This window comes from Candidatus Zixiibacteriota bacterium (genome assembly GCA_036397555.1).
In the GTDB taxonomy this organism is placed as follows: Bacteria; Zixibacteria; MSB-5A5; order WJJR01; family WJJR01; genus DATKYL01.
Window position 1 is genome coordinate 77,497 of sequence record DASWIS010000035.1, and the last position, 14,790, is coordinate 92,286.

Consider the following 14,790-nt stretch of genomic DNA (forward strand, 5'->3'; position numbering starts at 1 on the left):
GCAGTGCGATTCAGGCAATGCGGGAGATTTCGTCGGCAGACATCGGGCGTTGGATATCGAATCGGCGCATGTGATAGCGGACTCCGCCCTCGGAGATGCCAAGTTCGCGCGCGGCGGCGCGCTGATTCCAGTCGTGCCGATGCAGGGCGGCGAGAATCTGTTCGCGACCCGGCGGCATCACGCGCTCCGTCACCGTGGACACGGTCTCACGGGCGCCATCGTTGAGCCATTCAAGCAAATCGTCGCCGCATAAGACCGGATCGAAGCTCGGCCCGATACGCGCCAGTGCCGCCATGCGTCCGCAGATATTGCGGAGTCGGCGCACGTTTCCCGGCCAACGGCACCGCTGCGCACGCACGAACCAACCGGCCCCTTCGAGCATCGCGCGGTATCCTGCGGGGAACCCGAAGCGTTCGAAGTAGTACTCCAACAGCGGACGAATGTCTTCGGTCCGGTCCCGCAACGACGGAATCGTCAGCGGGGCCTGTTCGAGTCGATAGTAGAGGTCCTCGCGAAAGCTCCCGCACTGGACATCAACCCGCAAATCGCGATTCGTCGCGGCGATCACGCGGACATTCAGAGCGATCGGACTCGTTTCACCCACGGGGCGTACCTGGCGCGTCTCGAGGAACTCCAAAAGCTTGGTCTGAGATTCCAAAGACAGATTCCCGATTTCGTTGAGGAAGACTGTCCCGCCGTCGGCCGACGGCAACAATCCCTGATGATCCTTTCCGGCGCCGGTGAATGCGCCGCGCCGGTGGCCGAAAAGTTCACTTTCCCACAAAGACGGCGACAAGGTCGCCAGATCGATTGCGACGAACGGTCGGTCGCGGCGAGGGCCGGCATCGTGGATGATTTTCGCGAGGCGATCTTTGCCGACCCCGGTCTCGCCGGTGATGAGCACGGTCATATCGGTCGATGCCCAGCCGGAGGCGAGTTCCATGACGTGTTTCATCGCGGGACTGACGGCGATGAAATCCTCATCCGGCCGCATCGCGATTGGGCCTTCGCCATCCTGATCGGACCCCGAATCCGATACCGACACTAAACCGGCCAACGCATCGCGCACCTGATCACGCCAGTATCCGATGCCGACGGCCTCCGTGAGGCGTTGCGCCTCGAACAAAACAGCCAGCCGCTCGTGGTCGGGCAAAAGCGGCGGCTGCGCATAGCGCAGACAGGATTTGACCAACTCGAGGCGCGCGCCGATCGTGCGCAACAACTCCACTGATGCCCGGTACAGATCGCGCGCACTGTCGGTCTGCCCGAGGGCGCAGGCGGTGTCGCCCAGCGCCCGTTGCACTATGGCGACTTCGATTCGTTCGCCGATCCGCTGGAGACATGCCAGCGCCTCGTCCCCGGCAGTCTGTGCCCGCGCGTAGTCGCCTTTGGCAACCAGCGCCTCGGTCAGGATACGCCCCGCCTGTCCGACGACCGATTCGTCGCGGTCGCCGGTCGTGGCAATCCGTATCGCACGCTCGGCGTATCGAACCGCACTGTCGGGATCGCCGGTCGCCAGCGCCAGCTCGGCCGAATACTCGCACCAGGCGCCCTGTTCGCGCTGGTGGGCCTTATAGAAGACCGATGTGTTCAGCGACTCGAGAATCGTCTTCGCTTCGTTGAATTCGCGCAAATGCGTGTAGAGTGAAGCGGCAATCAGTTCGGTGCGGAGCACGTTCAGTTCGTCGCGATTCGCGAGTGTAAGTTTGCGGGCAAGCGGGAGACGTTCACGTGCTTCAGCCAGCCGACCCGACCACATGAGCGCCAATAGCCCATTCATCGACGCCGCCAGTTCCTCACGTGGCAGCCCCGCAGAGCGTGCCTCCGGCATCGCGCGCGAATAATACTCGAGCGCTCGGTCAAACTTCGCGCGATAAAAATAAGTAATGCCAAGCCAGTTTAGCGAGCGCACTCGGCCGAGAGGACTTTCACATCGACGATGCGCATGGTATGACATTTCAAAATACTCGCCGGCATTTTCAAACTTTCCTTGCCGATAGCTTGCCAGCCCTGCCGCAAAGCATGCGCGGCCATACAACTCATGCTTTTCGGTAGCCTCGGTCGCCTGCATGATCCGCGCGGCAATCGAGTGAGCTTCCCTTTGCCGACCGGTAAGCGCAAAGCACTCCGCACGCAGCGCATCGGCCCAAAGCAACTCCGAACTACTTTCGGTTTTGAAGGATGACAGGATTGCCAGTACGCTGCCATAGTCACGAAGGCGTAACAACGCTTCGGCTTGCAGCAGTACGCTTTCCCCGGCAACCTTGTTCACGACTTACTCTCCCCTACCGAAACTGAGCCGCGAGGAGTGCTGTGTGGATGATGGCATTGGTGGATTTAGTATTGGCCAATACGCTATCGTTAACGTCCCCAGTAAAGGGAGAATGACGACACGTAGCCGTCCCGTCTCGGACTGCGGCGGAGCAAGTTCTGCCCGCAGACCATTGTCCGGATGTCCCGAGAAATACCCCCGTCCCGGCGTCAGCTGATTCTGCCGCAGATTCCTGGCGTCCGCCGCCGGCGTCAGCAACACCAACGCCGTCCCCAGCGCGGCCGCGCCGCGCACAATGTACTTCTTCATGCTGGTATCAGTCCTTTCGTGGTCGCCTCGCCCTCGGGCGGTGCCTAGCAACCTGTAGTCTCTAATGCATTTACTCGCCACTTATGCCGATCATGTCAAGTTTCTTTTGCGAAGTACTACGCGCAGCGACCGAGCACTACGCGAGCCGAACGATAGAGAATCGTCTGCAGAGTATCGATCGTCACCCTGCGGGAGAGACAAACGACTGTAACTCAATCAGTTTCGGAGCCGAGATAATCGGTGATGTTTTGGCACGGGCGTTGCTTAGTGCGGCATCAGACCGCCGCGCCACGGCCCGGCGCGGCCGTTGAACGGGCCGCAAGCGTGGGATGCCGACCGCGCATCCCGAGAACAACAACTTGTTACGGGAGGAGAATGACATGCGAGCGGGCACAAGAGTAACATGCGCGCTGACTCTTACAGCGTTTCTACTCGATTACGGATGCAGTCGCTACTCTGATACTCCCACCATCGATCCGGTAGGCCCCGTCATGCCAAGCGTCGCATGGGAATCGGGCCAGGTGCAGGTTCTCGCGGAGCCGGACCAAGTGGATTCCCGGCTCAGAATAATCACTGTGCCTCTCAGGGTCAGCCGCGATGACGGCCCAGAATCTACTCGGCTGCTCCAACTGGCTCCAAGTCACGACGGTATCGAACGTGGATTCACGGCCAGAATGTCTGATAATGATGGAGCTCTCCTTGTGAGCGTCACCCAGCGTTGGAATCAGGATCCAGACGGCACTGTTCACTACTTCCTCTCCGAGGAATCACCGACCGATCGACTTGAGTTGCGCGCCACCCGGTCAGGTGACCAGACCGTCGAGTCGTACCGCTTCAACGGGCAGAGTATCCGTCTGGAGTATGAAGTCGGCGCTCCATCGATGCAGTCGGCACAATCGGAATATGCTGCGTTTTACGAGCATCAGGTGGATGCAGGGCTTGCGCGAAGGACGCTGGAAGCCGATAATCCGGATGGACGCGCCATGATGACCCTGCTCGCCGACGCGGCATTCGCCGAGTGGTTGCGACCGTTTGTCCCCGCCGTTGCCGACGATCCCGTCGTCCCGCCGGGCATGGATTGCGAGTACAGCTGTATCTGCCGAATCGCCTCCGCCTGCGTGTGGATCAAATGTAGATTCGGAGGCGGATTGTCAAATTTTGTATGCGTTTCGTGTGGGGGTGTCTCGATTGCCTGCTTAATCGCGGACTTCTTCCTGTAGGAGCACGACACGATGGATTTGGCGGCCAACATTCTTCAACTCACGGGGTTGTTGATGTACTTCGGCGCGGCCCTGTTTTTTCGGCAGCCCGGGGTCCCCTTTGTCTCCTTCAATCCGCGCGACTGGAGACCGCTGTGGCACCCCGACGCCGCAAAGAGGATCCGACCGACCGGATTGGCGATGATGTGGTTCGGTATGGATCTGTTCAGCATGGGTTTGGCCGTGAAGTGGCTCCCGCGCTGGCTGGGCTGAGGCGGAGTTGTGCAGCTTGCAGGGATAGCGCGCTCATTCGTTCGCGTTGATTCGCATACTGCAAGGGGATTGACATGGCATCGATCACTTCCGCCGTGATCAGACAGGCCATCGCCGCATTGGCAGCAGTGGCGCTGTGGACCGGCTGCACAACGGAGCGCGCGCTCACCCCGCACATCGCCGGCTACAACCTCTACGTCAGCGCCGGGCCGGAGGGCACCATCTACGTCATCGACGTCGCGTCGCGGGCCCTCATTGATTCGATCCCCGGCTTGGGGCTGGTGAGCCACATGACCGCCTCCGCCGACGGGCGCTGGCTGTTTGTCGAGTTGACCCTGGAGGGAGACCGGATCACGCGCACCTGCCGCATCGATTTGCGGACGAAGCAGGAGGCCGGAATCCGCGAGGACCCCTACGAGCACTACCTGATCGCGCTGGACGACGAGAACCTGCTGGTTCGTTCCGTCTGCGACATCGAGTTGATCGACATGGACGACTTCCGGACGGTCTTTGTCGACACCGTGCTGGCGTTTTGCTGCTATGCGCAGCCGCCGCGCGGGCGGCGCCTATTGGGCTACGTTAGGGCCATGCTGCCGCAGGCAGTAGTTTACGATGTCCGTGAACGTCGCGTCGTGAAGACCTTTACACCGGTCGCGCCGGGCGGCGATACGATTACCATTTACCAGGGCGTCGTCCACCCGACCCGTGAATGGGCGGTCTTCCTGGGTGTCGATGAGCGATATCACGCTTGGTTTGTCGTGTACGACATCGGCGCCGACAGCATGCTCTATCGACACGCGCGCGTATACGCCGCGGGCGAAGTTGCCGTAACCCGCGATGGCACACGCGCCGTCGCGACCGATCCGGGTTCGCCGGTCAACGATCCGGTTCGGATCGTCGACGTATACGACTTACAGGGACTGACACATCTGGCGCGTTACGGCCGTGACGATGGCCTCACTGCAAACTCGCAGATTGACTTAGTCGAGGAACGCGATGTCGCAATAGTCGCCCCCATTCAAGGATGGACGACAGGCCCGATCTGCGTGATCACATTGGATACTCCATCCATCGAGTTGATTAATCCGGTGTACCTTACGGGGATCGGCGGCACGGCGGTCGGGCCCAGAGTGGACTGATATATGATTTGCAGTGCTATTCGCCGATCGTCTGCGAGCGTTTGTCCCGGCGGCCGCCGATGTACCGGAATTGCCGGCCATGGGTTGTGAGTACGAGTGCATCTGCAATATAGCCAGCGCTTGTGCATGGTTGAAGTGTCCGTTTTTTGGCTGGTCGAATGTCGTCTGCGTCCCTTGTGCGGGCGTCTCCATCGCATGTACGATCGCCAACTTCTTTATTTAGCGAGGTGAGTGATGGAACTGGCGTCAAACATTCTGGTGCTCGTCGGGCTGCTGATGTTCCTGGGCTCGGCCTTTTTCCGTCGTCCGGGCACACCCTTCGCCTCCGTGAACCCACGCCATTGGATCCCGATCTGGCGCCCCGAGTTCAGGCAGAGGCTTCGTCCGCCCGGATTCGCCATCCTGTGGGTTGGATACGCAGTATTCTCGATCGGGCTGGCCCTCCGGTGGCTACCACGCTGGTTGGGGTGATTCCCCCAGCGAGCGCAGGCATTCTGAATCCGATACACCGGATGGACGCGCCATGATTGCCCTGCTCGCCGACGCGGCATTCGCCGACTGGTTGCGACCGTTTGTCCCGGCGGCCGCCGATGTCCCGGAATTGCCGGCCATGGATTGCGATTACAAGTGCATTTGCTCGATCGCGACGCTCTGCTCGTTCTTCAAATGCATCTATGGCGGGGGCCTTCTCAACTCTATGTGCGATGCATGCGCCGGTACGTCGTTGGCGTGTGCGATTGCTGACTTCTTCATCTGAGGGAGCTGTCATGGAAACAGTTGGCAATGTGTTGACCATCTTGGGAGGGGTTGTGTTTTTCAGTTCGGCACTCATGAAAAAGCCCGGGGTCCCTTTCGCGTCCCTCAATCCGAAACACTGGAAACCGATGTGGCATCCAAAGGTGAAAGAGTCGTTTCGACCTCCCGGATATGTCATGATGTGGCTGGGGTTCGGCGTGTTCGCGATCGGACAAGCGCTGAAGTGGCTGCCACGGTGGCTGGGCTGACACGCGTCGTCGACGGCATCTTCGCAATTGAACCGTGAACGGACTGCGACGACTCGGACACACCGGAGTAAGTTTTGCGTAAACCGCTAAGCACTTCGCATAGTCACTACGCACTTCGCACCGACGACTTCGTACTTCGCGGGCGCGGTCCCCTATCATCGGCAATCGATCGCACGTTCGACTGCCACTGTCGCCGCAAGTTGTTGACGGTCAATCGCGCCGGCGCTTGCGGTCCTCGTAGCTGATCGGGCACAACTCTTGCTGTGCCCCCAGCGCCCGTTGTTGCGTGCCTCGACAGCGTGCAGAGAGTGCGGAGTGTCCGGGGTCGGGTTGCATTCGCCCGGCCCCGAGGCAGAATAGGGGACGCGCGAGCGATGATGGTCCGTTGGCGCAAATGGCTGTTTCGGGCATAGCTGACGCTGGTGGTACTGTGGGGGACATTCTCCGCGGTCGCAGTGTTCGCGCTTCGGTACGGACTCTTTGTGCCGGAAGATCCGCCGCGCCGTCCTGCACTCGGCAGCTTCGTGGATCCGCGGCTGCATTTGGTATGCGGGAGCCGAATGGAACAGGCGTACGCCGAGACGAGGTGATTGGCTTCGCATTGAGGTCAATTCCGCGCTGACGGAATACAGCCGGCTGGGTTGGCTTGGTGAGCGATTCTGGGAATCGGGACTTGTGCGAACCGTCTCAGGCGAGATCGTGTACGACGATTTGACTCGGTCCGAGCGCTCCTTCGGTTTACTGATGGGGCTCAGGGGAACAATAGCCGGCGGACAACTGGGCGGCGACTATTCATACCGAAAGCTATCGGGCGCCCTGTGGCTGGCACATTCGTATGGCCGCATCTGGAGTTCGTGGGGGATCGCGGACGGGAGCACTCCCAATCAGACCCTCTACGACCTCGGAGCCGATGGCGGGCTCTTGACGGTCCCGGTTTGGAACCAGTTGGGAACACGCTTTTGGTCGTCGGGTCCGGAGGGGCGAATCGATCTTTGGCGGCCGGTCTTCGGATACCCGTTCGTTATTGTCGGCGGCCCAGGTGAGCTTCGGGGTCCTGTCAGCGAGGGAGGTATAGGGTTTGCGATATCCGACCCGGCTCCCGGCGGAATCATCCTCTGGCGGCTGCATCTCGACTGGCCGTTTTACAGTACGTACGGGGATGGCAGTCGGAGCGGTTGGGAATGGAAACGGCTCGCCGTGCGGCTCCAGTTCGATGAACCGTTCGTGAATCGAATAATCAATTACCGTTACCTCTGATGCGGATGGATGGTCCCACTGGCCGGCGACAGGTTGTACATTGAAGTATGAATGTCGCGGATGGGCCGTCGATCATCCAGCCGCAGATGCCCGCGCATCAGCCGCTGTACGATCTCTGCGAGGCCTACGACATCGCCTTTGATTTCCGTGATTTGTCGGCGGAATGCGATGCGCTGGATGCCATCTGCCGCGCGCATCGCGGCGGCGCGCCCGCGTCGTTTCTGGATGTGGCCTGCGGGCCGGGGTATCACTGCATCGAGTATGCCAGGCGCGGCCTTCAAACGGTTGGGCTGGACCTTAATCCCAAAATGCTCGACTACGCCTCGGCGAAGGCGAGGACCAATGAAACCTCGGCAGAGTTCATGCTGGCCGATATGCGCGATTTCAAACTGCGGCAGCCAGTCGATCTGGCCTTCTGCGCGATGTCGTCGTTCCACTATCTGTTAACCAACGAAGACACCCTCGCACATCTGCGAACTGTGGCGCGGAATCTGACACCCGGCGGCCTGTATGTCATCGAGGCGGAGCATCCGCGCGATGTCTTTCGTGTCGGTCAATCGTTGCAGCACGAGTGGGAGTCGCAACGCGGCGAGACCATTGTCCGCTCCTCCTGGGGCAAACCCGACGACCCCTTCGATCCGATCACACAGGTCTGCACCACCACAGTCCGGCTTGATGTCGTGAAGGGTGGCGGCACCGAGAAGTACGAGTTTATCTCATTGAACCGCCATCTCACGCATCAGGAGCTTCAGCTTCTGATCGCCGCCTCCGGCGTCTTTGAGCCGGTTGCCTGGCTGGGCGTGCTCGATATCGCCCACCCATTGACCAATGAGAAGGCGTCCTACCGGATGATCCCGGTTTTGCGCAAAAAGTAGGGGGGCTCAGCCCAACGACGACTTGGTCTTGCGGAATCACTGCATACCGGATTGATTCTCGCATCGGGGCAATGACCCTATGGAGGTGGAGCTCATGAGAGTCAAAAAGCGCAACTTGGTCGCACAGGTACTGCTGGCCATCGTCACGTTCGGAATTTACACGATCTATTGGTTCCATCAGACAGCCACCGAGCTGAAGGGGCTCGGCAACGACGCATCGGCGAATCCGACGTTATGGACCGTCATGCTCTTCATCCCCATCGCGAACATCTTCGCGATGTACCGATATTGCGAGCTGTATGAGAAGGTCAGTTCCGACAAGATGAACAAGTGGTTGACGTTTCTCTTGTGGATCGTCTTCTCGCCGGCCGTCTGGTTCATCGTGCAGACCGAACTGAACCGGCGGGCGACGGCGTAGCATTACGCGGGTGACGCGGTTGCCGCTGCCATCATGCGCCTACGGACACGGATCGCAGAACGTCGTGTCCGGGTCGGCGGCGTAAATCTTGATGGGCCCACGTCGACTCCAGCGAGATTGCGGACATTCGTGTTGATGCACTTCACAGTATCGAGCGTTCCTTAGGCAAGCCCTGCTGTCGATCCCGTTTGGGGGACCAAAGGCTTGTCCGCCTCCGGCGGACGGTCAGGGCCACGCACCGAAGGCATCACCAACAATGCGTCGTTCCCAGAGCACCGGCGACGACTCCGAACCCAGTAGAGTCCGCGCCGGGCAATAGGACATACTGCTCAATCTCGAGGGACGGAACCCGCAGAGTATAAACGGGCCCGCCGCTGGCACCGTCGGCCGGAGGTCCGACGACCAAATACTTGTCGTCGCGGATGAAGCGGACCTGCCCGGGCCGCTGGGGGCCATCAAGTCCGGTCACACGCTTCAGATGAGATATGTTCTTTAGGTCAAAGAGATCGAGGGTAGGAATCGATTCTATGAATCCTGCTCTACTCGGATCTGTAACCGCAGCTAGGTCTGCTTCTCGGCTGAAGGCTATGTCTCCGCCGGAATAGACGAGCCGATGCCTCAATACTGTCACCCCTGTTGCTATGTCGAGAATGAAAAACCAGGAATTGGCCGCGACTTGGTAGAATCCGATGGCGAGGAGGTATCGTCCCTGCGGTTGAACGACCGCCGACTGAATCGACACGGCTCGACCGGATTCCAATCGGGGCACGTACTGTCCGATACATGTGCGCATCGTTGGAATGAAGATCATTATAAGCGTGTCATCGAGTACGTCTAAGTTATTGCCAACGACGACCCCAGGGATCGACTCATCCCTCAAAGATGCCTCCCCCAGCTTCAATGTGTCTGGGACAGGGAGCACTGGGGTTCCATTGATTGCAGAATAAACCGTATCGCCGTCGGTGACAAGCTCACCATCGCTGAACAGAATCGCCCTGTAGGTGTCGCTGGGACGTGACCATTCAATCGACTTTGTTGTTGCGTTTATCTTCGTTAGATCGGTGCCTTTCCCCTTCGCGGAGAGAGTCGCGACATAGATCGACATTCTATTGGCTGAAATCGCCATCTCATAGGGCAGACCATTCAGTGGGATCGAGTCGATCAGCGCGAGAGTTTCGCTTTCATATGTGTAGAGAAAGTTGATTCTGGCATTCGGTTCCTTCTTCGACTCCGGACGGCCGGCGCCATAATAAAACACCTCTGGAGTCGAGGCAGGTTGCAAAGCTCTCTCTTGAACACACGAAAACCATGGCCCGATTATCGACGAAGTGCCGACAATGAAAGTCCCTAATACGCGGCCCGAGAATACCCAGACGCGGTTCGCCATGTACTCCCGTTTTCTCAAGTTATACCTAACTCCAATTCCTGTTTTTGTCCAAAAAACTCTCCTGGGGCTTAAGCCCCTTGTTATGATTGGGCGGCATACTGGCAAAACGGGACGGCCCCAATAGGACCGTCCCGCTTCGTTTATGAGACACGAATGAAAAGCCGAATCAACGCAGGTCGTCGAGTTCCTTGCGGAGGTCGCGCAGTTCTTCCCGCAGCTCTTCGAGGGCCTCTTGCAACTCCTCGCGCAATTGCTGGCCTTCCTCGCTGTTCCAACTGCGACGTAATGCGCGCATCTCATCCCGCATCCGGCGACGGGAATCCTCGTCCCAGTTCCAGTGCATGTCGGCCTGGAAGGGCTGGACGTGCATGCGCGGCGCGCCAATTCCCGACCAAGTGTCGTAGGTTTCGACACTCACATCGAAGGACTTGTCCGCTCCCTGGCGTTTGATCGTGACGGCGACGGTCTCGTCGTCGTCCTTATCGGCGATCGCCTTACGGATGTCGTTGATGTCGTCGACCTGCTTGCCGTTCATCTTGTAGATCACATCCCCGGCCATCAACCCCGCCTTGGCGGCGGGCGAATCCTTCTCGACCTGATTGACGAGGGCGCCGCCTTCAACGCCGTAGGACTCGGCCAATTGATCGGAAAGCTCATACAATGAAACCCCGATACGCGAGGTCGAGAGCTGTCCGGTCGAGAAACCATAGACCCGCGGCGGAGTCGGAGCATCGGGTGGTGTGGGCGTGTCGAAGTCGAAGTCAAAGTTCATGTCAGGGTCGCCGAAGAATTGGAAGTCCCCGCCCTTGTCCTCGCCCATGACGACTGTGACTGTCTGCTTCTTGCCGTCGCGAACGATGACAATGTCCTTGTTGGAATCGGGCTCTGACCAGTCGATGAGTCGCGTCAGACGCCGTACCGAACTGGCATCCTTGCCGTCGAATTTCAGCACCACATCGCCGCGTTTGAGTCCCGCCTTCTCGGCCGGGGAATCCTCGACCACGCGGGTAATCAGGACCCCTTTGGTCGACGTCAGATCGTTGGCCGCCGCCAGATCCTCGTCGATCTCCTGAATGTAGACCCCCAAATACCCTTCATCGCTGCGCGCCTGAGCATGCAGAGTCAGAACCGCGACCAGGCCGATAACGACCAGCACGCCTCCAACCGCCGCCCAGGAACGTCCCGCTTTGACATTCGTCAGCCGCGTCATTGCAGATCCTCCTGTATCATGTCCCGGTTTTCGCTTTTGAGCTTCATGGCAACCGGGTATTTTGTACGGCCACCGCCGGGCGCGGTTCCGTCTTTCTTCAGCCGGATATGCCGAAGAGAATCAGTCGGCATCCGGTGTATGGTGCCGTACCGGAATGCGTTGGCTGCGGGAAGACAAGCGCGGTCACCAGGCGAAACCCATGAGGATTATGACGATACCGTACGAGATCAAACGAGTCGGCCTGTTTTCCGCGGTCAAGGCCGGGTTTCTGATCGGCGCGATCGGCGGATTCTTGCTCGGGTTGGTGGGCGCGCTGTTTGGGTTGATGGCATTAGACAGCATTGCGCAAATGGGGGTCGATCCCGACTCATTCGCCGAGGTGTTCGAGTTTGTCAGCGCGGGTATGCTCTTGTTCTTTCCGCTGACAACCGCATTCGGCGGTGCGGTCGCGGGGATTATCGGCGGTTTTCTCGGTGCGGCGATCTACAATACGGGCGCGCGATTCTGGGGCGGGCTGGAAGTCGAATTGACGGATCCTGGGCAAGCGCCCTCCAGACAGACCACCGCAGCCCGCCGCCCCCCCAGCGAGACAGAGCCGACTTCGGCCGCGCCACTGCCCTTGGGAGCGATAGTGCCGCCGAAACCCGCGCCAAAATATCCGGAAACTTCTTCGCAAAAACCGCCGTCGACGCCGCCGCTCTTTGAGTAACCAACCTGTCATGTCAGACCCTGTCCGTGTCCGCATCGCGCCGTCGCCGTCGGGACATCTGCACGTCGGCACCGCGCGCACAGCCGTGTACAACTGGCTGTACGCCCGACGGCACGGGGGGACATTTATCCTCCGGATCGAAGACACCGACCGCGAACGCTCCTTCAATGAATACACGCGGTCGATCCAAAACTCGCTGCGCTGGCTGGGACTGGATTGGGACGAGGGGCCCTATTTTCAATCGCAGCGCACCGATCTGTATCGCGACTGGGTTGCGCGCCTGTGCGACAGCGGCCATGTCTATGAATGCTGGGCGACGGCCGACGAATTGGAGCCGGTGAGACAGGATGCGCAAAAGCAAGGGCATGCGCCCCGCTTTCGCGCGATCAGCGAGACGCTCACCAACGAGGAGAAACAGCGCCGCCTCGCCGTGGGCATTAAACCCGCCTGGCGACTGGCGATTCCGGACGGACCGGTTCGATTCGACGATGTCGTCTACGGCACGCAGGAACGCGCCGGGACCGACATCGATGAGTTTGTGGTGGCGCGCGGCGACGGCACTCCGACCTACAATTTCGCCTGCGTCATCGACGATTCCGACATGAGCATCTCGCACGTAATTCGCGGCAACGACCACATCACCAACACCTTCAAGCAGGTGCTGCTCTACGATGCGCTGAGGATGGTGCGGCCGGTGTTCGCGCACTTGCCGTTGGGATTGGGCAGCGACCGTCGTAAGATCTCCAAACGCGAAGGGGCGACCTCGATCACCGAATACCGCGACGCCGGGTATCTGCCCGAAGCGCTCCTCAATTTCCTGGCGCTGTTGGGGTGGTCGCCGGGCGACGACCGTGAGATTCTGGCACGCGAGGAAATGGTTGAATTATTCTCGCTGGAACGCATCAACGCTTCCAATCCGGTCTTTGATCTGCAGAAGCTCGAATGGATGAACGCCGAATACATCCGCGCGCTCGACGAGGCCGACCTGCTGCAACGGGCGCAGCCGTTTCTGGTGTCCGCGGGTCTGATCGGCGATGCGTACGATCGCCAACGATTGCAGTCTATTATCCGTGTGCTACGGGAACGCATGCGGCGGCTGACCGATGTCGTCGAACAGGGGCGATTTTTTTTCGATGCGAACTTTGAATATGATACGGAGGGTGTTCGCAAACAGTTCGAGCGCCCCGGTGTCGACGGCAATCTGAATTTGCTGCGGTACCGTTGGGAAATGATCGGCCCCGACCGGTTCAACGCCGAAACAACCGAGGCGGCGTTGCGCGCGTTGGCGGAGGAGTTGGGACACGAACCGGCCGACCTGATTCACCCGCTGCGGCTGGCACTGTCGGGACGCACCGGCGGTCCGGGACTCTTCGAGATCGCAGCGATTCTCGGACGCGACGAATGCCTGCGCCGCATCACGCGCGCCATTGACTACATTCGCGGCGGCAGGGCGGGTGCCCCATGATGATTCGCAACCGGATCGGACCGGGCCGTTGGCTGTGCGCGCTTCTCGGCGCGTTGGTGGCACTCTGTCGCCTCACACCCTCGGCCCACCCAGCCGAACGGATGCCGGAGATCATGCAAACGTTGCTGCGCATCTTTCCCGAACATGATGGCTGGTTTATCGAGGAGCCGTTGGGATTACATCCCAAAACTCCGCAGCAGGCCCAGCAGTTTTTTCTGTGCGAACGAATCGTTGTCCCCGATCTGAGCGCGCTAGATCTGGCGGTCGGCAAGCTTCTGCAAGCGGCGCCCCTGTTGCCCATCAAGAAAGTCACGCGCTATGACCGCGACCCCGATGCGCCGGGCCTGGTCGGCTTTCGCGGCGTCTGGTGTGCCACCGAGGATAAAGAGCTGCTCGGCGTCAGCGTCCTCACGCCACAGCAGAATCGCTTCTTGATCTGGGCCCGGGATCGTTACTTTCCCGCTTTCGACAACGACAGCATCCAGCCCAAAGTGCGCGATTGGTATGCGCGGTCAGTCGGGCAATACCTCGCCTCGCTGGACGCAGGCGTTCCCGACACCGAACCGCCGGTCGCAGCATCGCGCACCCTGCCGGAATGGATGGATTTGTTGAACGCCTCGAACACGACGGACATCCGTCTCCTGACAAACGAAGCCCAGCGGGGCGACAACACCGAGATCAAGGCTTGGGGACTGCACGACCTCGTGTCGTTCACGCCGACGCGTACCGCGCGTGCGCGATTCGCCGCTGATGCGCCGGACACGCTGTGGGAAAGTCGTTACGCACACCGTCTGCAGCGACAACTGGAAGCGTTCGCATCGAGCGGTCGTCACGCCAAAGACATCATATCCTTCGGAGCCGATCCGGTTGACTCCACGAGGGTCCGGTCGCTCGCGTCAGGGTTATATGCCTTTGCGGTCGATCGCTTCGGACGCGTACGCCTGATTGAACCGGCAGGATTCGATGCCACGCCAATCCATCTGGCGGCCGGGGTGGCGGATTGGCAGGGGCTGCTGTTTCCGGCGGCGCCTGTCCTGACAGCGGGATATCTGCAGATAGAGGGCAGCGAGCACGGAGCGCGTCTGCTCCGAATAATCAGTGAATCTCCATTCAACTGCTACGCGCCCGATCACTGGTCAGGTCTCTCCGATTTGTATTTGGAATCAATCGGGCATCTGCTGGGTGCTCTGACGGCCCACGAGCAAAACGGCCTTATCTCGCTGGATGAGTTGACCATCTCAAAGTGATCGCATTGCACATCACTTTGTGTTGA

General features: G+C 59.8%; 14 protein-coding genes. 11 read left to right on the forward strand and 3 right to left on the reverse strand.

What is annotated here, in order from left to right; translation table 11 throughout:
- Nucleotides 1-10: 10 nt before the first annotated feature.
- Nucleotides 11-2,272, reverse strand: coding sequence for a sigma 54-interacting transcriptional regulator (locus VGB22_10880; GenBank protein HEX9751771.1), 2,262 nt, complete (start codon nucleotides 2,270-2,272; stop codon nucleotides 11-13).
- A 983-nt stretch (nucleotides 2,273-3,255) separates the two neighbouring features.
- Between VGB22_10880 and VGB22_10885 the strand changes: the two genes are divergently transcribed.
- The 8 genes from VGB22_10885 to VGB22_10920 all read left to right on the forward strand — a co-directional run bounded on the left by VGB22_10885 (nucleotide 3,256) and on the right by VGB22_10920 (nucleotide 8,746).
- Nucleotides 3,256-3,801 carry a hypothetical protein gene (locus VGB22_10885; protein ID HEX9751772.1) on the forward strand — a complete coding sequence of 182 codons (546 nt, stop codon included), beginning with the start codon at nucleotides 3,256-3,258 and terminating at the stop codon, nucleotides 3,799-3,801.
- A 12-nt stretch (nucleotides 3,802-3,813) separates the two neighbouring features.
- Nucleotides 3,814-4,053 (forward strand): hypothetical protein, encoded by a 240-nt coding sequence (locus VGB22_10890; protein HEX9751773.1) that lies wholly within the window; start codon nucleotides 3,814-3,816, stop codon nucleotides 4,051-4,053.
- Nucleotides 4,054-4,127: 74 nt separating this feature from the next.
- Complete coding sequence (locus tag VGB22_10895; protein ID HEX9751774.1) at nucleotides 4,128-5,192, forward strand: hypothetical protein; 1,065 nt, start codon at nucleotides 4,128-4,130, stop codon at nucleotides 5,190-5,192.
- A gap of 523 nt (nucleotides 5,193-5,715) precedes the next feature.
- Nucleotides 5,716-5,949 (forward strand): hypothetical protein, encoded by a 234-nt coding sequence (locus tag VGB22_10900; GenBank protein ID HEX9751775.1) that lies wholly within the window; start codon nucleotides 5,716-5,718, stop codon nucleotides 5,947-5,949.
- A 10-nt stretch (nucleotides 5,950-5,959) separates the two neighbouring features.
- Nucleotides 5,960-6,196: a hypothetical protein gene (locus VGB22_10905; GenBank protein ID HEX9751776.1), complete on the forward strand. Its 237-nt coding sequence runs from the start codon at nucleotides 5,960-5,962 to the stop codon at nucleotides 6,194-6,196.
- Nucleotides 6,197-6,871: 675 nt separating this feature from the next.
- A complete protein-coding gene (locus VGB22_10910; protein ID HEX9751777.1) occupies nucleotides 6,872-7,453 on the forward strand; it encodes a hypothetical protein in 582 nt (193 codons plus the stop codon).
- Between the two features lie 47 nt (nucleotides 7,454-7,500).
- Entirely contained in the window at nucleotides 7,501-8,328 is an 828-nt protein-coding gene (locus VGB22_10915; GenBank protein HEX9751778.1) for a class I SAM-dependent methyltransferase, read from the forward strand.
- 94 nt (nucleotides 8,329-8,422) lie between these two features.
- The gene (locus VGB22_10920; GenBank protein HEX9751779.1) at nucleotides 8,423-8,746 is read left to right on the forward strand and encodes a DUF4234 domain-containing protein; all 324 of its coding nucleotides are present in this window, start codon (nucleotides 8,423-8,425) and stop codon (nucleotides 8,744-8,746) included.
- Nucleotides 8,747-8,993: 247 nt separating this feature from the next.
- Here VGB22_10920 and VGB22_10925 read toward each other — a convergent pair whose 3' ends face one another.
- Nucleotides 8,994-10,151, reverse strand: a complete 1,158-nt coding sequence (locus tag VGB22_10925) for a hypothetical protein (protein HEX9751780.1) — start codon at nucleotides 10,149-10,151, stop codon at nucleotides 8,994-8,996.
- A 148-nt stretch (nucleotides 10,152-10,299) separates the two neighbouring features.
- Nucleotides 10,300-11,343 (reverse strand): PDZ domain-containing protein, encoded by a 1,044-nt coding sequence (locus tag VGB22_10930; GenBank protein ID HEX9751781.1) that lies wholly within the window; start codon nucleotides 11,341-11,343, stop codon nucleotides 10,300-10,302.
- A 208-nt stretch (nucleotides 11,344-11,551) separates the two neighbouring features.
- Between VGB22_10930 and VGB22_10935 the strand changes: the two genes are divergently transcribed.
- The 3 genes from VGB22_10935 to VGB22_10945 are packed head-to-tail and all read left to right on the forward strand — an operon-like array spanning nucleotide 11,552 to nucleotide 14,764.
- Entirely contained in the window at nucleotides 11,552-12,052 is a 501-nt protein-coding gene (locus tag VGB22_10935) for a DUF3566 domain-containing protein (protein HEX9751782.1), read from the forward strand.
- A 10-nt stretch (nucleotides 12,053-12,062) separates the two neighbouring features.
- Nucleotides 12,063-13,517: a glutamate--tRNA ligase gene (gene gltX / locus VGB22_10940; protein HEX9751783.1), complete on the forward strand. Its 1,455-nt coding sequence runs from the start codon at nucleotides 12,063-12,065 to the stop codon at nucleotides 13,515-13,517.
- A complete protein-coding gene (locus VGB22_10945; GenBank protein HEX9751784.1) occupies nucleotides 13,514-14,764 on the forward strand; it encodes a hypothetical protein in 1,251 nt (416 codons plus the stop codon). The genes gltX and VGB22_10945 overlap by 4 nt, the downstream gene beginning before the upstream one ends.
- The last annotated feature ends 26 nt before the right edge of the window (nucleotides 14,765-14,790 follow it).

What these genes read in the sequence shown, in the direction of transcription:
- VGB22_10930 (HEX9751781.1), bottom strand. Translation starts at nt 11,343, where the DNA reads ATGACGCGGCTGACGAATGTCAAAGCGGGACGTTCCTGGGCGGCGGTT.
- VGB22_10920 (HEX9751779.1), top strand. Translation starts at nt 8,423, where the DNA reads ATGAGAGTCAAAAAGCGCAACTTGGTCGCACAGGTACTGCTGGCCATC.
- VGB22_10900 (HEX9751775.1), top strand. Translation starts at nt 5,716, where the DNA reads ATGATTGCCCTGCTCGCCGACGCGGCATTCGCCGACTGGTTGCGACCG.
- VGB22_10935 (HEX9751782.1), top strand. Translation starts at nt 11,552, where the DNA reads ATGACGATACCGTACGAGATCAAACGAGTCGGCCTGTTTTCCGCGGTC.
- VGB22_10915 (HEX9751778.1), top strand. Translation starts at nt 7,501, where the DNA reads ATGAATGTCGCGGATGGGCCGTCGATCATCCAGCCGCAGATGCCCGCG.
- gltX (HEX9751783.1), top strand. Translation starts at nt 12,063, where the DNA reads ATGTCAGACCCTGTCCGTGTCCGCATCGCGCCGTCGCCGTCGGGACAT.
- VGB22_10945 (HEX9751784.1), top strand. Translation starts at nt 13,514, where the DNA reads ATGATGATTCGCAACCGGATCGGACCGGGCCGTTGGCTGTGCGCGCTT.
- VGB22_10905 (HEX9751776.1), top strand. Translation starts at nt 5,960, where the DNA reads ATGGAAACAGTTGGCAATGTGTTGACCATCTTGGGAGGGGTTGTGTTT.
- VGB22_10890 (HEX9751773.1), top strand. Translation starts at nt 3,814, where the DNA reads ATGGATTTGGCGGCCAACATTCTTCAACTCACGGGGTTGTTGATGTAC.
- VGB22_10895 (HEX9751774.1), top strand. Translation starts at nt 4,128, where the DNA reads ATGGCATCGATCACTTCCGCCGTGATCAGACAGGCCATCGCCGCATTG.
- VGB22_10885 (HEX9751772.1), top strand. Translation starts at nt 3,256, where the DNA reads ATGTCTGATAATGATGGAGCTCTCCTTGTGAGCGTCACCCAGCGTTGG.